This is a genomic window from Bacillus sp. SJS (assembly GCF_000732485.2).
GTDB lineage: Bacteria > Bacillota > Bacilli > Bacillales > Bacillaceae > Metabacillus_B > Metabacillus_B sediminis.
Map to the genome: position 1 here is coordinate 38,715 of NZ_JAQV02000005.1, position 25,056 is coordinate 63,770.

A 25,056-nucleotide genomic window follows, 5' to 3' on the forward strand; every position below is an offset into this window, starting at 1 on the left:
AGGGCTGATTTTTCATTATGCGTGTTTGCTTAGCAATTCAGCTAGAGCTTCTTTCGGCTGGTAGCCAACCGCTTTGTCTACAACTTCGCCGTTTTTGAAAACAAGCAGTGTAGGAATACTCATTACGCCGTATTTGCCAGCTGTTTCTTGATTTTCATCAACGTCAAGTTTGACGATTTTTACTTTGTCACCCATGTCTTGATCCAGTTCTTCAAGTACTGGGGCGATCATTTTGCAAGGTCCGCACCAAGGTGCCCAGAAATCTGCAAGAACGACGCCTTCTCCAGTTTCAGCAGAAAAGTTTTGATCCGTTACGTGTGAAATAGCCATTTTGTATTCCTCCTAAAATCTTAAAGAATATGCACTTAGTATAGCACCTAACCTTTGAGTGTGCTAAGAATTTGCCTCGATGTCATTATTCCCATTTAAATATGGAAAAACACAAAAGTCTGAATAGCTGAGTAAAGCTCAGTTAAACAGGCTGTTGATTTCCGCTGCAGCCGTTTGCTCCAATCAACTGGTGTTAAAAACAACATCATCCTTTTACATAGCCTTTTTTTTACATAGCCTTTGGTAAAGGCTGTTTTCGTTTTAACGGGCGCTTTCCAAAAACCATTCTATTACAGGAATAGGGTCATTCCTTAAAAAATCCCCCCGGAATCATCCGAGGGAATTTCATAATACATCGTTTATGGTTAAGAATGAACTTTCAATTTTTTAAACTCTTCCGTTAGCATTGGAATGACTTCGAACAGATCTCCTACGATTCCATAATCAGCCACTTTAAAGATGTTCGCTTCCGGGTCTTTATTAACGGCGACAATCACCTTAGAGTTGGACATTCCGGCTAAATGCTGAATGGCCCCGGATATTCCGCAAGCGATGTACAGATCAGGCGTAACCACTTTTCCTGTCTGGCCGATCTGAAGGGAGTAATCGCAGTAATCCGCATCACATGCACCGCGGGATGCTCCTACCGCTCCGCCTAAAACGTCAGCAAGCTCTTTTAGAGGGTTAAATCCATCCGTGCTTTTCACGCCTCTTCCTCCGGCGACAATCACTTTTGCCTCGGAAAGATCTACTCCTTCTGTTGCTTTACGGATGACATCTTTCACAATTGTACGCAAGTCTTTAATTTCAGCTGTTACGGAACGAACCTCTCCGCTTCTGGACTCATCCTTTTCAAGCGGTGCAATGTTATTAGGACGAATGGAAGCAAAAATGATTCCTTCTGTTACGATTACTTTTTCGAAGGCCTTACCGGAGTAAATCGGACGGGTGAAGACGATATTGCCTCCTGCTTCTTCTACACCTGTAGCATCAGATACTAATCCTGAGTTTAGTTTTGCAGCAATTTTAGGAGATAAGTCCTTTCCTAAAGCCGTATGGCCAAACACCATTCCTTCTGGTTTTTCTTCCTCCACAACAGCCATAAGAGCTTGTGAATAGCCGTCAGGTGTATATGCAGCAAGCTTTTCATCTTCTACGGTTACAACGCGGTCTGCTCCATATTGAATCATTTCTTCCGCAAGAGCGGAAACCTGGTCGCCAATTAAAACGGCTACGATTTCTCCGCCCTCCGAAACAACTTTACCCGCTGCGATTGCCTCAAATGAAACATTACGCAGTGATTGATCCCGAACTTCTCCCAATACAAGAACTTTTCTTGCCATCATTATTTCCCCCTATTTCTCCGGATTCCCGAACATGCTATAGCCAATAAGCATTTAATACGGTGATTATACGACTTTTGCTTCGTTTCTCAACAGGCTGACAAGCTCTTTTACCTGTGTATCCAATTCTCCCTGAAGGACTTTCCCAGCTTCCTTCTTGGCAGGCATATAAATTTCAATGGTTTTTGTTTTTGGCTCTACATCGTCTTCTTCAAGATCCAGGTCATCCAATTCAAGCTCATCCAGCGGCTTTTTCTTCGCTTTCATGATTCCCGGCAATGAAGGATAGCGTGGTTCATTCAGTCCTTGCTGCGCAGTAATAAGAAGCGGAAGGGAGGTTTCGATGATTTCCGAATCTCCTTCAACGTCTCTAGTGACTGTTGCTTTGCGGCCTTCGATTTCAAGTTTTGTGATTGTCGTAACGTAAGGAATATCCAGAAGCTCTGCAAGGCGCGGCCCAACCTGACCAGACCCGCCGTCGATCGCAACGTTTCCGCCAAGGATCAAGTCTGCATCTTTGTCCTTCAAAAACTCAGAAAGGATTTTTGCAGATGTAAACTGATCGCCGTCTTCCAGGTCATCTTCCGTATTGATCAAAACTGCTTTATCGCAGCCCATTGCAAGAGCGGTGCGCAATTCTTTTTCTGCTTCTTCGCCGCCGATTGTGACAACAGTCACTTCTCCGCCTTCAGCATCCCTGATCTGAATGGCTTCTTCAATCGCATATTCATCATAAGGATTGATGATAAATTCGGCTCCATCCTCTTGAATTCTTCCGCTGCTGATGGAAATTTTCTCTTCCGTATCAAACGTGCGCTTCATGATTACAAAAATATTCATTTCTCCATCCCCCTGTTTCGCATATCATTCCGTTTTAGTTGTATACGCTTCCATTATATAGCCGGGGAATTCCCCCCGTCCAACTATTCCCCTTTAAATTGAGGAGTGCGTTTCTCAAGAAAAGCCTGAATTCCTTCTTTTGCATCCTGTTTATCAAAAACTTCTCCAAAAAGAACGGCTTCTCTTTCCATTCCTCTGTGGAAGTCTGCTGACTTTCCAAAGCTTAAAAGCTCAAGGACCGCTTTGATTGTATTCGGACTTTTAGAAGCCATTTTTAAAGCGAGCTGTTTTGCTTCATGAAGGAGCATTTCATCCGGAACCGCATTGGTTGCAAGTCCAAGCTTCGCTGCTTCCGCCCCGCTGATCGGTTCGCTCGTCGCCATCAATTCCAGTGCTTTTGCCTGGCCAACGTAGCGCGGCAGACGCTGTGTACCGCCAAAACCAGGCACCAGCCCAAGCTGCAGCTCCGGCAGACCAAGCTTGGCATTTTCTGTCACTAAACGAATATGACAGGACATGGCAAGCTCAAGGCCGCCTCCCAACGCTGCTCCATGAATGGCTGCAATGACCGGCTTGCTGAAGCTTTCTATTCTTTCAAACAGCTGCTGGCCCTTTGCTGCAAGCTTTGAAAATTCGGCTCCAGACGCAACAGTAGTGAATTCTTTAATATCAGCTCCTGCAGAGAAAAATTTCCCTTCGCCGTAAAGCAATATGACACGGATGGAAGGATCGTGTTCCGCTTCTTCTATGAATCCTGCTAATTCCTCAAGAACGTAGGAACCTAATGCATTTGCAGGGGGATTATCAATTTTAACTGAAGCTACAAATTGCTCTTTTTGAATCGTTAAGTATCCCACTGTTCACCCTCCTGAAAATGGTTTATTGACTGTTCCCAAAGCCGCGGACAATCATATGATGAACCTGTCCGGCCAGAGCCACCAAGTCATACTTTTCTTCATTCATTACCCATGTGGTGACAATTTCATCAATTGTACCGAAAATCATTTGCCTAGCAAGGCGCAGATTCAGATCTTCCCTGAATTCACCGGTGTCAATCCCTGTTTGAATAATAGAATCCAATACATTCAAGTATCCCTTAAGCACTTCATTAATCCTGAGCCTGAGATCTTTATTGGATTGTCTCAATTCAAGCTGCGTGACGATTGCAAGATGATGATCATCTGAAAGGAGAGAAAAATGCTTTTCAATCAGAACGTAAAGCTTATCTGCAGCTTTCGTTCTTCCGGAAGTTTCTCCTTCAATTTTTTCAATAAAGAGCCCCATTTTTTCCTGGAACAATGAAACGAGGATATCTTCTTTATTTTTGAAGTATAAATAGATGGTTCCATCTGCTACACCGGCTTGCTTGGCAATCTTTGAAACCTGGGCCTGATGGTATCCATTCTCAGCAATGACAATCACTGCCGCATCAATAATCTGTTTGTATTTCGGTTTGTTTTGTTTCACTGGACTACCTTCCTTTTTGAAATGAATGAATCATCATTCATATTTTCATAATAGTAAATTGGCCAGGATGTGTCAAGCGAAAACCACTATTTTAAAAAGGGGAAATTTCCTGATGGGAGAAATCCCCCCTGCCTGCGTTAATTGGCGTTTTTCAGCTTTTCCTTTTCTTCATCTATAAGTGCTCTTCTTAAAATTTTCCCAACGGCAGTCTTAGGGAGCTCACTTCTGAATTCGTAAATTCTTGGAACCTTGTAGGCCGCCAAATGCTGTCGGGCAAAAACATTCAGTTCTTCCTCCGAAATTTTCACGCCTTCCTTAGGGACCACATATGCTTTCACGGTTTCCCCTCTGTAAGGATCCGGCACCCCGGCGACCACTACTTCCTGTATTTTATCATATTCATAGAGAATTTCTTCAACCTCACGCGGATAAATGTTGTATCCTCCGGCAATGATCATATCCTTCTTGCGGTCAACTACATAAAAATACCCTTCTTCATCCATGTACCCGATATCACCTGTAAACAGCCAGCCATCCTTCATTACAGCCTCTGTTTCCTCCGGTTTTCCCCAATAGCCCTTCATAACCTGAGGACCGCGGACGATCAATTCCCCTTTTTCACCTGGCTCGGCCTGGCTTCCTGTCTCCTGGGATAAAATCATAGCGTCAGTATTCGGCCAGGGTACGCCGATGCTGCCTTTCTTTCTTCTTCCCCATAGAAAGTTGGAATGGGTAACGGGGGATGCTTCTGACAGGCCATATCCTTCCACAAGCTTGCCTCCGGTTTCCTTTTCGAACCTTTCCTGTATTTCTACGGGAAGGGGAGCCGAACCGCTAATGCAGCTCTGTACAGACGATAAATCGTATTTTTTCAGATCAGGATGATTAAGCAGGGCAATATAGATGGTAGGTGCCCCAGGGAATAATGTAGGCTTTTCCTTATGAATGGTTTTCAAAGTATCCCCTGCATCAAATTTCGGAAGGAGAATCATGGTATAACCCTCTGTAACAGAAAGGTGCATAACGGCCGTCATCCCATACACGTGGAAAAATGGAAGCAGCCCGAGTACCTTTTCTTCTCCGCGGCGGCAATTGTACATCCAGGCCGAGCACATCACGGTATTCGCTGCTATATTTTTATGGGTAAGCATAACCCCTTTCGGAAAGCCGGTCGTTCCTCCTGTATATTGAAGCAGCGCGATATCTTCAACCGGATCCGTCTCTACCTTTGAGAACACAGCTTTAGATTCTTTTATAATCTTAGAAAATAAATGCGTCGTTCCACCATGGGAAACATCTACCTTAACTTTTGACTGTTTGCGCTGAACAATCGGATACAAAAGATTTTTCGGGAATGGCAGATAGTCTTGAATCTTTGTAACAATGACATGTTTTAATTTTGTTAACGCTTTCACTTTAGACACTCTTGGGAAAAGCAAATCCAGCGTTATGATGTATTCCGCCCCGCTATCGTTCAGCTGGTATTCAATTTCCCGTTCGGTATAGAGCGGATTCGTGGAGACGACCACTCCCCCTGCCATCAGTACACCGTAATAAGAAATGACCCCCTGAGGACAATTAGGCAGCATGATCGCTGCACGGTCGCCTTTTTGCAGCCCAAGACCTTGTAGATATCCTGCTAATTTTTTGGCTTCATTCAGCAATACGGAGTAAGTGAGTGTTTTCCCAAGGAAATTAATCGCCTTTTTTTCTGGAAACTCCCCAGCCGTTTCTTCTAAATAGGTTTGAAGCGTTTTGGGCTCAAAGCTTAACGCCGGCGGAATTTCCGCGGGATACTGATCGAGCCATGGTCTGATTAAATCCATATCTATTACCCCCCTTATGACTTTCGGCTTACGCCTTTATTATAACAGTATATTCAGACTTTTAAATAAATTATCTGAACCGCCTAATTGCTCTTTCATAAGTAGGGGGCTGGAATTGGAATCGGATGTTTTTAAAGCCGCGGCTGAATGCCCATCTCCATCCAATCTTCTTTTGCGGGCCCATAAATCCATGCCGGCTTTAATCCCGCCTGGCGCATAAGAACGGTCGCTTGTCCGCGATGATGAACAATGTGTTTAATCAGCCCCATCAGAATCGAAGCATTTGATTCTTGTCTTCCAAAGGCTTTCTGCACTTGTCTGAGTGTTTCATCCTTCCATTGTTCCTGAATGACTCTGGCTGCCTCAGCACTTACATCCTTGAAGGCTGCTGCTATTTCCTGTGCAGACGGTGGCACATTTTCCTCAGTTCCGATACGGTCAATCTCCAGTCCGAACTCGGCTAAATAATCTGGAATATTCACCGTGAAGTGCCAGACAATGCTTCCTAATGTACGCCCTTCCGGATACACTTGCTGTTTCAATGAATCATCTGTCAAACAATCCATTAGCTTTTGAGTTAATCCTGCTTCCTTTTTCCATTCAGCAATAAAATCTGCAACGGTTATATACATTCTCTGCTCCTCCTTGCATTTTTAAATCTCTTCATCTCCATTATAGAACACTCGTTTGTTTCATTCCATCTCCTGAAGAATTAAAAAAAGGACTCTCGTATGAGAATCCTTTTCCAATCGGATTAAGTCCAAAAAAATAGATAAAGCAAACCAATTACTAAAAACAATCCGCAAACAGCCAGCAGCACTTTTGCTAAAGTCTCCATTTCATACCCCTTAAATGTTTGATCCAATGACGTAGGATAGCCCCACTGAGATGACCATTGAAATGAATCCTACTGCACGGTTGTCTTTTTCAATTTCTTCATCAATCCGGAATTTTGGTGTTAAAAACTCATAAATAAAATAACCGAGCAGCAATAGAAAGAAGCCGTAGCAGCCCCAGCCGATCATCTCAAAAAGAGAATTATGCTGCTCAATGGAAAAACGAAAGATATTGGCGATCCCGAAAATTTTGCCGCCGGTTGTCATGGCCACTGCAAGGTTTCCCTTTTGAATTTCATCCCAATTTTTATATTTGGTTACAAGTTCAAAGATACTCATGAACACGACCATACATAAAACAACAACACTGTAATAGGCAGCAGTCTGGACCAGTTCATTTTCCCAGAAAGGATTCATCTGGCTGTTTACCTCCTTATTTGAGTTCAACAATGGTGACACCGCTGCCGCCTTCTCCGGCCTCTCCGAACCGTGTATTTTTCACACTGCGATGGTTTTTCAGGAGTTCCTGTACTCCTTTGCGCAATGCTCCGGTTCCTTTGCCGTGGATAATGGATACCCTCGGATAGCCGGCCAGTACCGCATCATCCAGATATTTTTCTACTCTCGAAATTGCATTTTCAAAACGCTCTCCCCTTAAATCAAGTTCAAGGGAAACATGATAATCTTTCCCTTTTACTGTTGCGAGAGGTTTTTCAACAACAGGCTTTGGCCTGCTCATATATTGAAGATCGGATTCTTTCACTTTCATTTTTAAAATTCCGATTTGAACATGCCATTCCTTGTTGCCTGATTGCTCAAGCAGAATTCCTTTTTGCCCGAAGCTGATTACCTTCACTTCATCACCAGGTTTAAGAGAATGATCTTCCTTCGCTTTTTCCTGCTTCTTTTGAGGAGAGGATTTCGTAAAGACAGGCTGAGCTTCCTCCAGGCGTTTTTTGGCGTGGATCAGCTCATGCTCTTTTATCGATCCATATTGTTCCTTCTGAAGCTTGCGCAGATGACGGATAATTTCTTCCGCTTCCTTTTTTGCTTCATCCAGCTTTTCTGCTGCCTTTTGTTCTGCTTCCACGAACAGTCTGTCGCGCTGCTCATTAAACTCCAGAATTTGCTTTTGGAGCTCTTTATGAAGATCTTCAGCATCTTTGCGGAATTGTTCTGCTTCTGCTGTTTCTGCTTCCGCCTCTTTTTTGCTTTCTTCAAGTGAAGCAATCATCGTATCGACTTCATTGCTTTCTGCATTCATATTCGACTTAGCGTAGTCGATGACATGCTCGGACAGACCTAGTCTTCTTGAAATTTCAAAGGCGTTGCTTCGGCCTGGTACTCCGATCAGCAAGCGATAGGTCGGACTCAATGTCTCAACATCAAACTCAACGCTCGCATTTACGACACCTTCTCGGTTGTAGCCATACGCTTTTAACTCTGGGTAGTGAGTTGTAGCGACTACGGTTGATCCCCTGCCGTATACTTCATCCAGGATGGAAATCGCAAGAGCTGCCCCTTCCTGCGGATCTGTACCCGCTCCAAGTTCATCAAAAAGGACGAGACTCTTTTCATCCGCTTTTTTCAAGATGTCTACGATGTTTACCATGTGGGAGGAGAAGGTACTCAAGCTTTGTTCAATGGATTGCTCGTCGCCTATATCTGCATAGACAGAATCGAAAACAGCCATCTCTGATCCATCGGCAGCCGGAACCTGCAAACCTGATTGAGCCATCAATGTGCAAAGGCCAATCGTCTTGAGGGTAACAGTTTTCCCTCCTGTATTCGGTCCGGTAATAACGATTGTTGAATACGAGTCTCCGAGTACAATATCATTGGCAACAACTTCATCTGAAGATAATAGCGGATGGCGGGCTTTTATCATTTTGATATAGCCTCTGTCATTCATAAGCGGGCGAGAAGCTTTAATTGCTTTTGCATACCTCGCTTTTGTAAACATAAAGTCCAGGTCGGCCAATACTTCTACATTGGAAAGAATAAGATCTGCTTCAACAGCTATCGCCTCTGACAGCTCCCGCAAAATCCGTTCAATCTCCTGCTTTTCTTTTACCTTTGCCTGCTGAAGAGAATTATTGATGTCAACAATCGCTTGCGGTTCAATAAACAGAGTCGCTCCTGATGATGACTGGTCATGGACAATTCCACCGTATGATGAACGGTATTCCTGCTTAACGGGAATAACAAACCGGTCATTTCTAATGGTAATAATGGCATCTGAAAGCATTTTTTGCGCCGCAGAGGAACGAATCATGGATTCAAGCTTTTGACGGACGCGGGATTCAAGCGTTCTCAGCTGCTGGCGGAGCGAGCGAAGCAAATCACTCGCATGATCCAGGATATCTCCATTATCATCCACGCACTGATTGATTTTTTTCTCAAGCTCTGACAGGGGCTCAATAAGACGGGCCTTTTCCTCTGAATAAGGAATGGTCAGGATTTCATCTTCAGCAAGGTCTAAAATAAATTGCTTCATTTGTCTCCCTGCATAAAGAACGCCTGCTGTGCTCATACATTCATGCGCACTGAGCACTCCCCCTATTTTTGCCCGTTTGAGACTTGCTCTTATATCGGTCAGGCCGCCAAATGGAGCATGACCTCTCACTCTTAATATATCAGCTGCTTCAAACGTTTCCTGCTGCCGCTTCTCCGCTTCATTGAGGTCCCTTGTCGGCAGCAGAGCCTCGGCTCTCTCTTTACCCAGTGATGAGGCAGCATGATTCGTCAGCTGCTGCCTGATTTTATGAAATTCTAAAACACGCAATCCTTTTTCCTGCAACTTGCAGACCTCCCAAATCTTCAGGAATCATGTCTGTTCAGAAATTGATTAAGCTGATCCAGTTCCCAAGTATTTAAGACATTTTCCCCTTTTACATTTCCTTTTATCGCGGTTGAAATGCCAATTGGCATATGTTCCAGCATGTCCAGGCTGTGTGCGTCCGTATTGATGACGAGCTTCACACCAGCCTCCTGAGCCTTTTTCAAATGCTCGGCGCTTAAATCCAGTCTGTTTGGATTAGCGTTTAACTCGAGTGCTGTATCCGTCTCTTTTGCGAGCTGAATCAGCATATCAATATCCACATCATATCCATCTCTTCTGCCGATCAGCCGGCCTGTGGGATGGGCAATGATATCAACATGGCGGCTTGTTAAAGCAGTTTTAAGCCTTTCCATAATCTTTTCTCTTGGCTGTGAGAAGCTTGAATGAATGGACGCAATGACAATGTCCAGCTCCTGCAGCATCTCATCATCGTAATCCAGTGTCCCGTCAGGCAGAATATCCATTTCCACTCCAGCGAGAATGGTAAAATCATTGAATTTCTCATTGAGACGGTCAATTTCTTTTCGCTGCTCTCTCAGTCTTTCGGGTGTCAGACCGTTTGCCACTTTTAAATACTGGGAATGATCGGTTATCGCCATATACTTGTAGCCTTTTGCTCGGCACGCATTGGCCATTTCTTCTATTGTAAAGGCACCATCACTGTAAGTGGAGTGCATGTGAAGGTCAGCAAGGATCTGATCGTTTGAGACTAGCTCATCCACATTGACCCGCTCCTCCACTTCTTTCCCGTCCTCTCTCAGTTCGGGCGGTATAAATGGCAAACCGAAGCGCGCAAAAAATTCAGCCTCATCTTTAAAGGTCTCAATATGGCCGGTTTCTAAATCCTCTACGCCATATTCACTGATTTTCTTCCCCTGCTCTTTGGCAAGCTGGCGCATGCGGACATTATGATCCTTCGATCCAGTAAAATGGTGCAGGGTTGATGCAAATTCCTCATCCTTTACAATCCGGAAATCTGCACTGACGGCAAAATCATACATGAGTTCTACCGAAACCTTCGTATCGCCGCCTGCAATCACATCACCTTTGTGCGGGATTTTCATAAGGTAGTCCCTGACCTTTTCAGGTTCAGAAGCTGAAATGATAAAATCGAGATCTTTCACGGTTTCAGCCATTCTTCTGATAGATCCAGCTTTAGAATACCTGATAATATCAGGGCATTCAGCTAAATAGGCTTCAATATCGCTTGCAATCGGAAGCATAAAAGCAAGAGGCAGACGTTCCGGTCTCTTTCCTATATCTTCAACTGCAGCAAGTATTTTTTCTTCTGTTTTTATGCCAAATCCGGCCAGTCCTTGTATTTTATGCTCAATGCAGGCTTTTTTCAACGATTCAACACCGTCAACGCCTAATTCCTTATACAGCTTGGCAATTTTTTTCCCGCCAAGTCCAGGAAGCTTTAATAAAGGGATTAAGCCCTCAGGAACTTCTTTTTTCAGTTCGGCCAAAGCCTCAGACTCTCCTGTTTGCAAAAAATCCTGTATGACTGCTGCCGTTCCTTTACCAATTCCCTGCAGCTTCGTGAAATCCTCAATGGAGCTTAAGCTTCTTTCATCCTGCTCCAGTGCATTGGCTGCTTTTCGAAACGCTGAAATTTTAAATGGGTTTTCTCCTTTAAGTTCCATATAAATAGCAATCGTTTCAAGAAGCTTAATGACGTCCTTTTTATGTATAGCCACACAGCATCACCTCTTCATTTATCGTAAACATGGGAAAAAACCCCTCGTCATGAGAAGTTTAAGACTTGCCGGTATATTGAATCCAGAGTTCATTCACCTTATCGGAAAAGTAGGGTGTATGATGGACAATTGTATTCGATAATGCAGAATTCTTCATAGCATTCTGAACATTTTCCATTGGAAGCAGACCTCCGATGAAAAGAAGGATAAAGACGATGAGATAAACTTCTGCAAAACCAAGTATAGCCCCGCCCCAGCGGTTAAGCTGCTTGATAACCGGAAGCATAGCTATGAAATCGAGCATGGATCCAATGATTTGCGTAACAATTTTTGTACCGAAAAATAAAATAGCAAACGCTATTGCACGGTAATAGGCTTCCTCCAGCTGCCCGCCTGTAAAAAATGAGATGGCAGCCTGTCCTTCTCCCATTGATGGATAAGGAATCCACAATTCGAGTTTAGGAGCTAAATCATCATAATATAAATATGCTACAATGTAAGCAATGATAAATCCGGTAAGATGGACAAGCTGCATAATAAAGCCGCGCCTCAAACCGGTAAGTATTCCAAATAGCAGTACGACTGCCAGGATCAGATCAAGCATACTTTCATTCAATCCTTTTCTGAAAGCTTTCTTTCCAGAAGCTCGCATTCTTCTTTTAATTTTAAGTATTCGTGCACGACATTCACCGCTGTCAAAACGGCCAATTTGTTAATATCAAGAGAAGGGTTATGACTGTTCATTTCGCGCATTTTGTCGTCTACAATGGATGCGACAAGGCGCATATGGCTTGTGCTTTCCGTTCCTATGATGGAATATTGCTGACCATATATATCAACATTCGTTTTAGTCTTTGAACGATTCGACAACGTACATCCTCCATTCCTCGGAATCCTAATCTTTATCATAACACGTTTATTTCCAATATGGGAAGCAGTGTGGAGCATGATCCGGGCGAAAATCCGTAATTTACCAAGGAAGGAAGAATCCTTTTGTCCCATTCCGTCATTCAGGCAAATCAAGAGCTGCTCATGAAAGCAGCAAATTACTACAAAAGCAGCGCGGCTGCAAAGCCTCCCCCAGGTGCCGTTTTTTCAGCAAAAATAGAGGGCTGCACCATTACAGGCTACAAGTCAGGCAAGATTCTTTTTCAGGGCAAGCATGCCGAAACCGAGGCTCAGCGCTGGGGCTCAGCACCAGCGGAATCCAAACCGAAATCTGCTGCCAAAACCGTTAACGGCTTTGCTCCGCCTCCAAATATCGCATCCCTCTCTGCTATTGGTTCTGACGAGGTTGGAACAGGCGACTTTTTTGGTCCGATTACCGTTGTCGCTGCATATGTAAGCAAGGAAAATATCCCGCTCATTAAAGAAATGGGAGCTCGTGATTCCAAAGGACTTAAGGATCCACAAATTATTGAAATTGCGAAAAACCTCATTCATGCTGTGCCATACAGCTTGCTCGTTTTGAAAAATGAAAAATACAACGAGCTTCAGAAAAAGGGCATGACTCAAGGAAAAATGAAGGCATGGCTGCATAACCAGGCAATCCGGCATTTGCTTGACAAAATCAATCCCGAAGAGCCAGAAGCAATTCTGATTGATCAGTTTGTGGATCCAAATATATATTACAGCCACCTGAAAGGCCAGACCTTTTCAAAGAAAAACACTTATTTCAGTACGAAGGCGGAAGGAATTCACCTTGCCGTAGCTGCCGCTTCCATTATTGCCCGCTACTCCTTTGTAAAAGAGTTCGAAAAGCTTTCAAAAAAAGCGGGGATGACTCTCCCAAAAGGTGCCGGCAAGCAAGTGGATGAAGCAGCGGCAAAATTGATTTTAAAAAACGGGGAACAGGATCTTGCCCAATATACGAAGTCACACTTTGCCAATACCGAGAAAGCCCTTGCGATTGCAAGCCGTAAACGCCATTAACTGATTGTTTCCGTGTCCGCCCGCCCTCCGGCGGGTTTTTTTATGCCTCGACGAGCTGTTTGTAATAAATAACCGTGGAATGCAGGCTTCCGTCCGCAGATTTTGCAAAAGCGGGGATCATTCCCGCAGCCGTATATCCCATTGAGACATACAAATGGTTTGACGGAGCACCTTCTCTTGTATCAAGTACAAGGAGACTCCTTTGCTCATCCCTCGCTCGCTGCTCTGCTTTTTCCATCAGCAGACGCGCAATCCCTCTTTTTCGAAAATCCGGATGAGTCATCAGCTTTGCAATTTCTGCCCGGTGCTGGCCATTTTGTTTAAGGGAAAGATGCAGCTGGACACTTCCTGCAATTACTCCATTTATCTCAACGGTAAATAGAATCACCCCTTCTGCAGGAAGGCTTTTCCAATATTCAGCTGCTGCTTCCAGTGGCATAGGCGGCAGAAACCCTACGGCAGAGCCTTCCTCTACCACGAGCTTTAATAGATTTGAGAGTCCGTCCATATGATGATCTTCTATATTGATTTCCTTTGCTATCCGTTCGTTTATACTCATGTTAATCCCCTTCCGGATGATCAAGTTGGCTTGATTGTAAGAGAAAACAGCAGATTTGTCACTGTTTTTATTGTATGAAGCCTTTACATAAGAAAACCGCCTTCAAAAAGAAGGCGGCATCTCCATTATCCTCTTAACGCTGCTCCGAATTTCTCCGATACCGCATTTAGAACTTTTTCATGTGCTTTAGTTACTTCTTCATCTGTAAGCGTCCGTTCAGGATCAAGGTACAGGATGGAGAACGCAACGGACTTTTTCCCTTCTTCCATCCGGTCGCCTTCATATAAATCAAAGATTACAGCTTCTTTCAGAAGGGTTCCGCCTGCTGCTTTAATGACAGACAGCATCTCTCCTGCTGCCACTTCCTTGTCTACAACTAACGCTATATCGCGTGTAATAGAAGGGTATCTAGGAATAACCGTGTATTGAATTTCACCGATTTCCTGTTCCATCAGGTCTTCAAGCATCAGCTCAAATACATAGGTTTCAGAAAGGTCCATTTCTTTCTGAATTGTGGGATGAAGCTGCCCGACAGCGCCTGCAAGTACACCGTTGATATACAATTCAGCAGTGCGTCCCGGATGAAGTCCTTCTCTTGATGCCGCCTTGTATTCAACCTGCTCTGATAGTCCAAGCTCAGAGAATAAGCCATCGAGAATTCCTTTTACTACGAAGAAATCAAGAGGTTTCTTTTCTCCTTGCCATTGATGCTGCTCCCATAGGCCTGTAATCGCTCCTGCCAGGTGCTCCTTTTCCACAGGCTGCTCATCTTTGCCCTTAGTAAGGAAAACAGAGCCTGTTTCATAGACGGCTGCCTGATCCATTTGCCGGGATAAATTATGATTCAGCACTTCGAGCAGATGAGGAAGCAGGCTTTGCCTTAGAACGCTGCGGTCCTCGCTCATTGGAAGGGAAAGACGCGTCATTTCCGTTTCCTTCAAGGCAAACTGAACCGCTTTTTCCTTGCTGGTTAAAGAGTAGGTGATCGCCTGCAGTAGACCTGCACCTTCAAGATATTGGCGCACCTTTCTCCGTTTCGCCTGATACTCGGTCAATTTTCCGGGAGTTGAACGGAATAGCGGCAGAGTGGAAGGGATGTTATCATAGCCGTAAAGCCGGGCAACTTCTTCAACGATATCCTCTTCAAGCGTAATATCACCGCGTCTCGTCGGAACGGTTACACTAAGCTTATCTCCTTGCGTTTCAACAGCAAAACCAAGCCTTAGCAAAATGGATTTAATTTCCTCTTCAGAAATGCTCATTCCCAGAACGGAGTTGATTTTTTCTTCGGAGATAAAAATGGTTTTAGGCTCTGGGGCGTGATGTTTCACTTCCGCAAATCCTTCTGCTGCTTCTCCGCCTGCATATTGCACCAAGAGCTGAACGGCACGTCGTGCAGCATCAATTACTCGTTCAGGTGCTACCCCTTTTTCAAAGCGTGCACTTGCTTCACTGCGAAGTCCGTGGTCCTTTGAAGCTCTGCGAACCGTTTGTCCGTCAAAATAAGCGGACTCAAGGAGGACGTTTACCGTATCTTCTTTCACTTCTGAATCCGCACCGCCCATAACCCCTGCAAGAGCTACCGGAACTTTGCCATTCGTTATGACAAGCTGATCTTCTTTTAATTCCCGTTCCTTATCATCGAGAGTCAGCAATTTTTCGCCTGTTTGTGCCATTCGAATGACTACTTCTTTTGAACCAAAACGGTCATAATCGAAAGCATGAAGCGGCTGGCCGTATTCAATCAGGACGTAGTTCGTGATATCAACGACGTTATTGTGCGGACGAATTCCAGCTGCCATCAAACGGGTTTGCATCCATAGCGGAGATGGAGCTATCGTGACATTACGCACAATTGCGGCAGTATAGTGAGGATTTTCCTGCTTCGCCTCAATGTTGACTGAAATATAGTCAGAGGTTTTTTCTCCCTCTGTTTCATAAGATATCTCAGGTAACTTCACTTCGCGGTTTAGGATGGCTGCTACTTCATACGCCACTCCAAGCATGCTCAAGGCATCAGAACGGTTTGGAGTCAGACCTAATTCCAGAACTTCATCATCGAGGTTCAGCTGCTGGAGTGCATCTGCTCCCGGCTGAACATCCCCCGGAAATACAAAAATGCCTTCTGCATATTCTTTAGGAACAAGCTTGCCTTCAATTCCAAGCTCCTGCAGGGAACAAATCATCCCGTTCGATTCTTCACCGCGAAGCTTCGCCTTTTTAATCTTAAAATTACCCGGCAAAACTGCACCGACTGTAGCGACCGCTACTTTTTGGCCTTTATCAACATTTGGAGCTCCGCAAATGATTTGAACAGGTTCATCCTGGCCGATATCCACTAAGCATTTATTTAATTTATCTGCATTCGGATGCTGCTCTCTTTCAAGGACGTGTCCAACGACAACCCCGCTGATTCCTTGATTCAGTACCTCAACACCCTCAACTTCAATTCCGCTGCGGGTGATTTTTTCCGCGAGTTCCTCTGCAGTAATCCCGCTTAAGTCCACGTAGTCCTTAAGCCATTTATAGGAAACGAACATGTATATCCCTCCTGTTACGCTCTTTTGAATTGTTTAAGAAAACGAAGATCATTTGTATAAAAATGGCGGATATCATCGATGCCGTACTTCAGCATCGCAATGCGCTCTGGCCCCATGCCGAAAGCAAACCCCTGATATTTTTTTGAATCGAACCCTGCCATTTCAAGCACGTTCGGGTGAACCATTCCTGCTCCAAGAATCTCAATCCAGCCAGTTTTTTTGCAGACGCTGCAGCCTTTTCCTCCGCAATTAAAACAGGAGACATCCACTTCTACTGAAGGCTCTGTAAACGGGAAGAAGCTTGGACGGAGACGAATTTCGCGGTCATCGCCGAACATCTTTTTCGCAAACACTTCAAGCGTTCCTTTCAAATCGCTCATGCTGACCTTTTCATCAATGACAAGACCCTCGATTTGAGTGAACTGATGGGAGTGTGTCGCATCATCATCGTCACGGCGGTAAACTTTACCTGGACAAATAATTTTCACAGGACCTTTTCCCGCATACTTCTTCATCGTTCTGGCCTGAACAGGAGAAGTGTGGGTACGAAGCAAAATTTCATCTGTAATGTAAAAAGAGTCCTGCATATCGCGCGCCGGATGACCTTTTGGGAGGTTCAAGGCTTCAAAGTTGAAGTAATCAATTTCCACTTCAGGTCCTTCCTCAATGGAGTAGCCCATTCCAAGGAACAGATCTTCTATTTCTTCTACAACTGCTGTGATCGGATGACGGTTGCCTGTTTTGACCGGACGTCCTGGAAGCGTGACGTCAATCGTTTCGGCAGCAAGCTTCTTCTCTACCTCCGCTTTTTCCAGACGGTCTTGCTTTTCGGTAATTTTTGTGGCAATAGCTTCGCGGACTTCATTCGCCAGCGCTCCCATTTTCGGGCGTTCTTCAGCGGAAAGCTTTCCCATCCCTCTTAACGCTTCTGTAATCGGCCCTTTTTTCCCGAGGTAGGCAACACGGATGTCGTTTAAGCTTTTCAAACCATCTGCCTCTTCAATCTTTTGAAGTGCTTCTTGCTGCAATTGTTTTAATTGCTCCTGCATGGAAATCCTCCTTTTATACGGCTGTTTGGAAAATAAAAAAACCCCGCCCCTGGTAAAGGGGCGAGGTTTGAATTCGCGGTACCACCCTTGTTCAAGACTTTTGCGGATCGCAAAAAAGTCTGTCGCTTTGGAACGGATAACGGTTATTAACCGGGGCACCTTTACGTATGTACACGGTCCTGGTGCCGGCTACGGAGGTGAATTCATTTGCGGCAGCCAAAAAAATGCTTCCAGTCTAAGGCATTTTCTCCCTTATTGGCTAATCCATGCAAACTACTGCTCTCCATCAACGCCGATTCTGATATTTTATTTTACAACCTGAATAGCTTTATTATAGTGAAAACAAGTCTGATTCGCAACCTTATCCGCGTAAATGGTACAGAAGAATACCGGCTGCAATGGCGACATTTAAAGATTCTGCATGGCCATGAATCGGAATGTACAGATTTTGATCGGTCCCGGCAAGATGTTCAGAGGATACCCCTTTCCCTTCATTTCCGAGCATTAACGCAAAAGCGTCCTGAGATTCCACTTCTTTAAAAGGCAATGCATTCTCTAATGCTGTACCGTAAACAGGAATGGATTGGCTTTTAAGGTTTTCTATCCAGTCACGAATATTGCCTCTTACAACAGGGATATGAAAAATAGATCCCTGGCTTGACCGAAGGGTTTTTGCATTGTAGGCATCAACCGTGCCTTCACCGAGGATTACCCCGTCCATTCCCGCCGCATCTGCTGTACGGATAATCGTCCCAAGATTTCCGGGGTCTTGTACGGCATCAAGAAGCAGTACTCTTTTCCACTGCTGTTCATCCTTATATTCATGATGTCGGTACACGGCAAATACTCCTTGAGACGTCTCGGTTTCAGCCAACGCTTTTAGGATATCCTCCGTTACTAAATACAGGTCCACTCCATCTAAATCCCAGTTTTTCGGAATATTCGTGTTTTCACCTAAAATGATTTCAGATACCTGCTGCTTATTCTTTAAAGCCTCTTCCACAAGATGATAGCCTTCCACGAGAAAGGTCCCGCTCTTCTCGCGTTCTTTTCTTGTATGTAATTTACGCCATTGTTTCACTTTAGGGTTTTGGGCGGATTCAATTCTTTTCAAGGTTCAAACTCCTTTATCCAATGCTCCCTCCATTATATCCTTTCTTCTGTACATAATAAAATTGAAATTAGCAGATGCTACGGTCAGATGTTATTTAATAAGGAGGAATAAGCGATGAACTTAAATTTGCGCAATGCCGTACTTCACAATGTGACAGGCAATTCCCAGGATGAACTTGAGCATACAATTGTCGATGCCATCCAAAGCGGAGAAGAAAAAATGCTTCCGGGACTTGGCGTTTTGTTCGAAGTGATCTGGCAGCATGCCGATAACACGGAAAAACAGGAAATGCTTGAAACACTTGAAAATGGCTTGAAGAAGTAAGAAAGTGGCGTCCAGATAGTCTGTTTTAGTCAGTTTCCTAAGCACTTTTCGCATTTTAAGGGCAGATTGGTTTTGGCTGATTTCCGCTGCAGGATGCTTGCTTTCCGCTCCAATCAGCCTATACAATAATTGTTCAAAAATACTATGTAAAAACCAAAACCCCCTGGATGCTTACACAAAGCGTTCAGGGGGTTTTGATTAATCATTTCCTCTTTGCAAGGCTTATTAGACAGCCCTTTTCATTGCTTCCATATTAATCAAACGTAATGGAATCAACCGTGCTTCGGTCAAGACGCTTAATAACTTCCACAAGCAGTTTCACCGTGTTTTCGTAATCGTCACGGTGAAGCATGGCAGCATGGGAGTGAATGTAGCGGGTTGCAATGGTAATGGATAAAGCAGGTACACCATTCGCTGTCACGTGGATTGCTCCTGAGTCCGTTCCGCCGCCTGCAAGAGAATCATATTGATAAGGGATTCCGCATTCATCAGCAGTGTCTGTTACCAATTCACGAAGACCTTTGTGGGAAACCATGGACGCATCATAAAGAATAATTTGAGGCCCATCTCCCATTTTGCCTAGTGCCTCTTTCTCGGTAACTCCCGGAGTATCGCCCGCAATTCCGACATCAAGCGCAAATGCGATATCCGGTTTAATAAGCTGAGCGGATGTTTTGGCACCGCGAAGTCCTACTTCTTCCTGCACAGTTCCTACACCGTATACGATATTCGGATGCTGCACTTCTTTCAGCTGCTTCAGGACATCAATGGCGATTGCGCATCCAATGCGGTTGTCCCAAGCCTTTGCAAGAAGCATCTTTTCATTTTTCATTACCGTAAATTCAAAATAAGGAACAATCTGGTCTCCTGGACAGATTCCAAATTCCACTGCTTCTTTTTTGCTTGAAGCACCGATATCCACAAACATATCTTTAATATCAACCGGTTTCTTGCGTACTTCAGGAGGCAGAATATGAGGCGGTTTTGAACCGATAATTCCCGTCACATCTCCTTTTCGCGTTACGATGGTAACACGCTGTGCAAGCATAACCTGTCCCCACCATCCGCCTACCGGCTGAAAGCGCAGAAATCCTTTATCATCAATGCTCGTTACCATAAATCCAACTTCATCCAAATGTCCGGCAAGCATAATTTTCGGACCATTTTCATCTCCGGTCTTCTTTGCGATTAAACTTCCGAGACCGTCTGTTACCACTTCATCAGCATATGGAGCTATGTATTTCTTCATGACTTCCCGCGGTTCGCGTTCATTTCCGGGAATACCTCTTGCGTCCGTTAAGTCTTTCAGCATTTGCAAAGCTTCATCCAATTGCGCCATTGTACTGCCCCCTTTAAATAATCGTTCATCCCTATTATACTCAAAAAATGGACATTACAGCAAAAAATCCCTAATACCCTTTTTGCTGCCTTTCATGATTGATTTCATTTTTAAGAAGGTACGCTTTCTCTACATCCTCTGCCGTAAATCCAAGCATTTCTCCAAGATATAAATATTCCCCAAACACTGTCAAATAGGAATTCAGGCTTGGCTGTTTGTCAAATAAAGATATGGAGTCATATACCATCAGAAATTGATGAGTAAGCGTGACGTCCCTGCTCCCTGATTTAAGATCCAGGACCGTTTGTTTTTCATACTGATATTCAATTCCAAGTGAGAGAATGAAATGAATGCCATCTACATACTCCTCAAGAATCACCTGCTTATCTGAAGGAGCTTTTGTGCTCCAAAATTTAAAACAGCGTGTTTCATTCGCCAGTTCGCCAAGCTCCACCAGCAGGGCGAGGGTTTTCCGCTGAGCAAGGTTTTCATGTTCCAGAGAATGCTGATGCCTGATTTTCGCGTCAAGCTCCCTTTGCATCTCAAAAAGTACCGATACGTTCATGATGAAATCTCCTCTCTTAAATTAAAATTTTCATCTTTTTGAAACCTTTTTAGCTTGTTATACGTATGTAAGAAAAAATAGCTGGAGGCCTGAACATGTTTGTTTTGCTCATACGCCTTTTCCTAATTGGGCTTATTTTCTTTCTCCTCTACCGCGGGGTAAAATTTATCCTCAATCCGAAACGCAAGCTTGAGCTGGCCCGGGAAAGAAAGGAACTATACTTCCTCGATGATCAGGAAAACGTCAGGAAAAACTTTCTCATCACCTACAAAGGAGCGCTTTTTGAAGGAGAAAAATACCTCGGTACTACAGACCAGTCGTTTGAAGTCATCTCGATTTTTATCTGGAGCAGTACGGTTTCTAAGCTTCAGGGTCTCAGCATTGAAGATTTCCGCTATCTGGAAATCCTGGTTAAAGAACGCTATCCTTATGCTAAAATTGACTGGAAAAGCCCGATTCATGAGTTTCTTGACGAAAAACCGTCCGTTTAATACAGCATCCCAGCTAAATAAATAGCGAGAACTGCATGACCTGCCGCGAGCAATGGCATCCCGTACTTAAATCCGGGATGCTTTGTTTTATGTCTTACCTTATACATACCCAATAAGGAACCCCAGGCTCCTCCTGCGAAAGACACAAGCCAAAGAGTCCGTTCGCTGATTCTCCACTGCCCTCTTTCAGCTTTCCGTTTATCAGCAGCCATAATCATATAACCGGCAGCCGTTAGCCCTGCGTAAAATATCACCAATGCTCCTATCATTCTTTTCAGCTCCTGTCGTACAAAAAAGAGGCCGATCCCTCACACGGAAGATGTACGGCAATCCCCTATCTAAAAGATATCGGAGATGCAGCAATCTGTCACGCTGTAAAGGAACCAGCCTCTTTAATTTTAAACTTACTTGTCTAGTTTAGCTTTAGCAGCATCAGCAAGCTGAGCGAATGCTTTTGCATCTGCAACAGCAAGATCAGCAAGCATTTTGCGGTTCACTTCGATACCAGCAAGCTTCAATCCGTGCATTAGACGGCTGTAAGAAAGACCGTTGATGCGAGCAGCTGCGTTGATACGAGTGATCCATAGTTTGCGGAAGTCACGTTTTTTCTGGCGACGATCGCGGAAAGCGTAGTTGTAAGATTTCATTACTTGCTGGTTCGCTACCTTGTAAAGCGTGTGTTTGGAACCGTAATAACCTTTTGCTAATTTAATGACCTTTTTACGACGTTTGCGTGTTACTGTACCGCCTTTTACTCTTGGCATGTCATTTACCTCCTAGTTTTGTTTCCGATCTATTTTGAAATTATTTAATGTTATCAAGCATGTGGCGAATACGTTTGAAATCGCCTTTGCTAACCAATGAACCTTTGCGAAGCTTACGTTTCGCTTTAGTGGATTTGTTAGCGAACAAGTGACTTGTGTAAGCGTGTGAACGTTTAAGTTTACCAGATCCAGTCTTTTTGAAACGTTTAGCAGAGCCGCGATGAGTTTTCATTTTAGGCATAGGGGTTTCCTCCTCGTGTGATTACTTTTCGAATTTCGGTGCTAATACCAAGAACATGCTGCGTCCATCCATCCTAGGTGAAGACTCGATAGTTGCCACGTCAGCACAAGCTTCAGAGAAACGATCCAGAACGCGCTGGCCGATTTCTTTATGAGTAATAGCACGTCCTTTAAAGCGGATTGAAGCTTTAACTTTATCGCCTTTTTCAAGGAACTTGCGTGCATTTTTAAGTTTCGTATTAAAATCATGCTCGTCAATAGTCGGGCTGAAGCGAACTTCTTTAATACTGATGATTTTTTGGTTTTTGCGTGCTTCTTTATCTTTCTTCTGCTGCTCGAAGCGGAATTTACCGTAATCCATGATCCGGCATACAGGCGGTTTAGCTCCTGCAGCAACCATTACTAGATCCAGGTTTGCGCGTGTTGCAATTTCAAGCGCTTCCTGACGTGATTTAATTCCAAGCTGGTCACCATTTTGTCCGATTAGACGCACTTCACGAGCACGAATGCCATCGTTTACCAACATGTCTTTGCTAATAGTTAGCCACCTCCATGGTTTATTACTGAATAGTGTTTGGCTACAGCAAAAGTTCAGCTGTCAACCATCCTGAGCGTTTCTTTGCGATTTTTAAGCATATAAAAAGTGCGGGCGCATGACACACCCACACTACGAATTCAAATAACCAAGTTTTGATCTCGTCATACCTGCTAACTGCAAATTGCGTCAATCAGGTGAGAAGCGGGTGCTTCTGCTTTTTCATCAAACAACTATTCAATTAACCTAAAACATCATACCATCTGTGTTATAGGAAGTCAAGCGACATTACTGAATCACTGTTTTTGATTGTAGCAGACGTGTCCAGAGTTTGCAATAGATTTTTTTCACTGCCTGTTTCAGCAACAAGAGAAAGGATGGTCCTCTCTTGGAGCCGCTCGCACCGCAGACACTGCACTTTGCTTTGTGAAAGCGCCGGTGCAACCCGCCTGAATGATCCTGTATAATTACCTGTTAACTTCTTTAGAAATCATTTCAGCAAACTGTGCGTAAGGGATCGTTTCTGATTTCTGCTCTCCGTATTTACGGACATTCACTGCCCCTTCTGCTGCTTCATTGTCTCCAAGGACAAGCATGTAAGGAATTTTTTGAATTTGTGCTTCACGGATTTTATAGCCCATTTTTTCATCGCGTGTATCAAGTTCTGTGCGAAGACCGAGTGCCTGCAGCTGCTCCTGTACCTTTTTCGCATAATCTAAATGCACAGTCGGTGATACAGGGAGAATTTGCACTTGAACAGGTGCGAGCCAAGTCGGGAAGGCACCTTTGTATTCTTCAATCAGGAAGGCAACAAAACGTTCCATTGTGGATACGACTCCGCGGTGGATCACAACCGGGCGGTGCTGCTTGCCGTCTTCCCCTACATAGTTCAGGTCAAACCGTTCAGGCAGGAGGAAGTCAAGCTGGACAGTTGAGAGAGTCTCATCCTTGCCAAGAGCTGTTCTTACCTGCACATCGAGCTTCGGACCGTAGAAGGCCGCTTCTCCTTCAGCTTCAAAGTAATCATGTCCAAGATCATCCATCGCTTCTTTAAGCATGCTTTGCGCTTTTTCCCACATCGCATCGTCATCAAAGTACTTCTCTTTATCCTCCGGATCTCTGTAAGAAAGGCGGAAAGAATAATTTTCAAGACCGAAATCTTTATAGACTTCTTCCACAAGACGGACAACACGGATGAACTCTTCCTTGATCTGGTCCGGACGAACGAAGATATGAGCATCGTTCAATGTCATTCCTCTAACACGCTGAAGGCCTGACAGAGCTCCTGACATTTCATAGCGGTGCATCGTTCCAAGCTCTGCAATCCGGATCGGAAGTTCACGGTAGCTGTGAATATCATGCTTATAAATCATCATGTGATGCGGGCAGTTCATCGGACGAAGAACCAGATCCTCATTATCCATGCTCATCACAGGGAACATATCGTCCTGATAGTGATCCCAGTGACCGGAAGTTTTATATAAATCTACGCTTCCCATTACTGGTGTGTAAACGTGATCGTAGCCTAAGCGGACTTCTTTATCGACAATATAACGTTCAATGATCCGGCGGATTGTTGCACCTTTTGGAAGCCACATTGGCAGACCCTGGCCGACTTTTTGAGAATTTGTAAACAAGCTCAATTCCTTGCCAAGTTTACGGTGATCGCGCTCTTTTGCTTCCTCAAGAATTCGCATGTGTTCTTCCAGATCTGCTTTCTTGAAGAAGGCTGTTCCATAGATGCGCTGCAGCATTTTATTGTTGCTGTCGCCTCTCCAGTAAGCTCCCGCTACGCTCAAAAGCTTAAATTCCTTAAGTTTTCCAGTGGATGGCACATGGACACCGCGGCATAGGTCAAAAAATTCACCCTGCTCATAAATGGTCACTGTTTCATCCGCCGGAATCGCTTCAAGCAGCTCAAGCTTCAGTTCATCGCCGATTTCTTCAAAACGTTTTTGCGCTTCGTTTCTTGAAACCTCTTTACGGACAATCTCAATATTTTCATTAATGATTTTTTGCATTTCTTTTTCAATTTTAGGAAGATCTTCTGATGAAATGGACTCTTCCATGTCGATATCATAGTAAAATCCGTTTTCAATAACCGGACCTACGCCAAGCTTCACTTCTCCATATAGTCTCTTGATTGCTTGAGCAAGCAAGTGGGCCGAGCTGTGGCGCAGAATTCCAAGTGCATCAGGCGAGTCCTGAGTGACGATTTCAATCGTCCCGTTCTCCTGTATAGGTGTACGCAGATCAATAAGAGTCCCGTCAAGCTTTCCTGCTAAGGACTTCTTTTTAAGACCCGGGCTGATGGATGCCGCTATGTCTTCGGTTGTCGTACCTTTCACAAACTCCTTCACTGCTCCGTCTGGAAATGTAATGTGTATTGCTTCAGACATCCTGATCACTCCTTTTGTTTT

General features: G+C 44.3%; 26 protein-coding genes and 1 other annotated feature. Of the genes, 3 read left to right on the top strand and 23 right to left on the bottom strand.

What is annotated here, in order from left to right; genetic code table 11:
• Positions 1-15 precede the first annotated feature (15 nt).
• The 12 genes from trxA to zapA form a co-directional block, all read right to left on the bottom strand.
• The gene (trxA, locus tag AS29_RS03335; RefSeq protein ID WP_035410850.1) at positions 16-330 is read right to left on the bottom strand and encodes a thioredoxin; all 315 of its coding nucleotides are present in this window, start codon (positions 328-330) and stop codon (positions 16-18) included.
• A gap of 365 nt (positions 331-695) precedes the next feature.
• Entirely contained in the window at positions 696-1,673 is a 978-nt protein-coding gene (locus AS29_RS03340) for an electron transfer flavoprotein subunit alpha/FixB family protein (protein ID WP_035410853.1), read from the bottom strand.
• Between the two features lie 66 nt (positions 1,674-1,739).
• Positions 1,740-2,513, bottom strand: a complete 774-nt coding sequence (locus AS29_RS03345; protein ID WP_035410856.1) for an electron transfer flavoprotein subunit beta/FixA family protein — start codon at positions 2,511-2,513, stop codon at positions 1,740-1,742.
• Between the two features lie 83 nt (positions 2,514-2,596).
• Positions 2,597-3,370 (bottom strand): enoyl-CoA hydratase, encoded by a 774-nt coding sequence (locus AS29_RS03350; protein ID WP_035410858.1) that lies wholly within the window; start codon positions 3,368-3,370, stop codon positions 2,597-2,599.
• 22 nt (positions 3,371-3,392) lie between these two features.
• Positions 3,393-3,980 (bottom strand): TetR/AcrR family transcriptional regulator, encoded by a 588-nt coding sequence (locus AS29_RS03355; protein WP_035410861.1) that lies wholly within the window; start codon positions 3,978-3,980, stop codon positions 3,393-3,395.
• Positions 3,981-4,117: 137 nt separating this feature from the next.
• Positions 4,118-5,806, bottom strand: a complete 1,689-nt coding sequence (locus tag AS29_RS03360; RefSeq protein ID WP_035410865.1) for an AMP-binding protein — start codon at positions 5,804-5,806, stop codon at positions 4,118-4,120.
• 131 nt (positions 5,807-5,937) lie between these two features.
• A complete protein-coding gene (locus AS29_RS03365) occupies positions 5,938-6,438 on the bottom strand; it encodes a DinB family protein (RefSeq protein WP_035410868.1) in 501 nt (166 codons plus the stop codon).
• A 216-nt stretch (positions 6,439-6,654) separates the two neighbouring features.
• Complete coding sequence (locus tag AS29_RS03370) at positions 6,655-7,059, bottom strand: DUF350 domain-containing protein (RefSeq protein WP_035410870.1); 405 nt, start codon at positions 7,057-7,059, stop codon at positions 6,655-6,657.
• Positions 7,060-7,075: 16 nt separating this feature from the next.
• Entirely contained in the window at positions 7,076-9,442 is a 2,367-nt protein-coding gene (locus AS29_RS03375) for an endonuclease MutS2 (RefSeq protein ID WP_035410874.1), read from the bottom strand.
• A gap of 20 nt (positions 9,443-9,462) precedes the next feature.
• Positions 9,463-11,178 carry a DNA polymerase/3'-5' exonuclease PolX gene (gene polX, locus AS29_RS03380; RefSeq protein ID WP_082883720.1) on the bottom strand — a complete coding sequence of 572 codons (1,716 nt, stop codon included), beginning with the start codon at positions 11,176-11,178 and terminating at the stop codon, positions 9,463-9,465.
• Between the two features lie 64 nt (positions 11,179-11,242).
• The gene (locus tag AS29_RS03385) at positions 11,243-11,788 is read right to left on the bottom strand and encodes a CvpA family protein (protein WP_035410880.1); all 546 of its coding nucleotides are present in this window, start codon (positions 11,786-11,788) and stop codon (positions 11,243-11,245) included.
• 8 nt (positions 11,789-11,796) lie between these two features.
• Positions 11,797-12,054: a cell division protein ZapA gene (zapA, locus tag AS29_RS03390; RefSeq protein WP_035410884.1), complete on the bottom strand. Its 258-nt coding sequence runs from the start codon at positions 12,052-12,054 to the stop codon at positions 11,797-11,799.
• Between the two features lie 123 nt (positions 12,055-12,177).
• Here zapA and rnhC point away from each other — a divergent pair, with 123 nt between their 5' ends.
• Positions 12,178-13,116 (top strand): ribonuclease HIII, encoded by a 939-nt coding sequence (gene rnhC / locus AS29_RS03395; protein ID WP_035410886.1) that lies wholly within the window; start codon positions 12,178-12,180, stop codon positions 13,114-13,116.
• A 40-nt stretch (positions 13,117-13,156) separates the two neighbouring features.
• Here the strand turns inward: rnhC and AS29_RS03400 are convergent, their stop codons facing one another.
• From AS29_RS03400 to AS29_RS03415, 4 genes are all read right to left on the bottom strand, one after another.
• A complete protein-coding gene (locus AS29_RS03400) occupies positions 13,157-13,669 on the bottom strand; it encodes a GNAT family N-acetyltransferase (RefSeq protein ID WP_156505853.1) in 513 nt (170 codons plus the stop codon).
• Between the two features lie 131 nt (positions 13,670-13,800).
• A complete protein-coding gene (gene pheT, locus AS29_RS03405; protein WP_035410892.1) occupies positions 13,801-16,215 on the bottom strand; it encodes a phenylalanine--tRNA ligase subunit beta in 2,415 nt (804 codons plus the stop codon).
• A 14-nt stretch (positions 16,216-16,229) separates the two neighbouring features.
• On the bottom strand, positions 16,230-17,264 hold the full coding sequence (gene pheS, locus AS29_RS03410; protein WP_035410896.1) for a phenylalanine--tRNA ligase subunit alpha: 1,035 nt from the start codon (positions 17,262-17,264) through the stop codon (positions 16,230-16,232).
• 361 nt (positions 17,265-17,625) lie between these two features.
• Positions 17,626-18,378: a TrmH family RNA methyltransferase gene (locus tag AS29_RS03415; RefSeq protein WP_035410899.1), complete on the bottom strand. Its 753-nt coding sequence runs from the start codon at positions 18,376-18,378 to the stop codon at positions 17,626-17,628.
• A 114-nt stretch (positions 18,379-18,492) separates the two neighbouring features.
• On the opposite strand from AS29_RS03415, the gene sspI reads away from it, so the two are divergent.
• Complete coding sequence (gene sspI, locus AS29_RS03420; protein ID WP_035410902.1) at positions 18,493-18,702, top strand: small acid-soluble spore protein SspI; 210 nt, start codon at positions 18,493-18,495, stop codon at positions 18,700-18,702.
• Positions 18,703-18,955: 253 nt separating this feature from the next.
• On the opposite strand, the gene AS29_RS03425 is transcribed toward sspI, so the two are convergent.
• Positions 18,956-20,041 carry a M42 family metallopeptidase gene (locus AS29_RS03425; RefSeq protein ID WP_035410905.1) on the bottom strand — a complete coding sequence of 362 codons (1,086 nt, stop codon included), beginning with the start codon at positions 20,039-20,041 and terminating at the stop codon, positions 18,956-18,958.
• Between the two features lie 70 nt (positions 20,042-20,111).
• Positions 20,112-20,606, bottom strand: coding sequence for a dUTP diphosphatase (locus AS29_RS03430; RefSeq protein WP_035410907.1), 495 nt, complete (start codon positions 20,604-20,606; stop codon positions 20,112-20,114).
• A gap of 95 nt (positions 20,607-20,701) precedes the next feature.
• Between AS29_RS03430 and AS29_RS03435 the strand changes: the two genes are divergently transcribed.
• Positions 20,702-21,097 (top strand): hypothetical protein, encoded by a 396-nt coding sequence (locus AS29_RS03435; RefSeq protein WP_035410908.1) that lies wholly within the window; start codon positions 20,702-20,704, stop codon positions 21,095-21,097.
• On the opposite strand, the gene AS29_RS03440 is transcribed toward AS29_RS03435, so the two are convergent.
• The 5 genes from AS29_RS03440 to thrS all read right to left on the bottom strand — a co-directional run bounded on the left by AS29_RS03440 (position 21,094) and on the right by thrS (position 25,035).
• Complete coding sequence (locus AS29_RS03440) at positions 21,094-21,366, bottom strand: DUF1294 domain-containing protein (protein ID WP_035410910.1); 273 nt, start codon at positions 21,364-21,366, stop codon at positions 21,094-21,096. The two genes, AS29_RS03435 and AS29_RS03440, sit on opposite strands and share 4 nt — an antisense overlap.
• A 135-nt stretch (positions 21,367-21,501) precedes the next feature.
• Entirely contained in the window at positions 21,502-21,861 is a 360-nt protein-coding gene (rplT, locus tag AS29_RS03445) for a 50S ribosomal protein L20 (RefSeq protein ID WP_035410911.1), read from the bottom strand.
• 40 nt (positions 21,862-21,901) lie between these two features.
• Positions 21,902-22,102 (bottom strand): 50S ribosomal protein L35, encoded by a 201-nt coding sequence (gene rpmI / locus AS29_RS03450; RefSeq protein ID WP_035410913.1) that lies wholly within the window; start codon positions 22,100-22,102, stop codon positions 21,902-21,904.
• Between the two features lie 21 nt (positions 22,103-22,123).
• Entirely contained in the window at positions 22,124-22,627 is a 504-nt protein-coding gene (infC, locus tag AS29_RS03455; RefSeq protein ID WP_035410914.1) for a translation initiation factor IF-3, read from the bottom strand.
• 105 nt (positions 22,628-22,732) lie between these two features.
• Positions 22,733-22,862, bottom strand: a sequence feature (ribosomal protein L20 leader region).
• 241 nt (positions 22,863-23,103) lie between these two features.
• Positions 23,104-25,035 (bottom strand): threonine--tRNA ligase, encoded by a 1,932-nt coding sequence (gene thrS, locus AS29_RS03460; RefSeq protein ID WP_035410916.1) that lies wholly within the window; start codon positions 25,033-25,035, stop codon positions 23,104-23,106.
• Positions 25,036-25,056 lie beyond the last annotated feature (21 nt).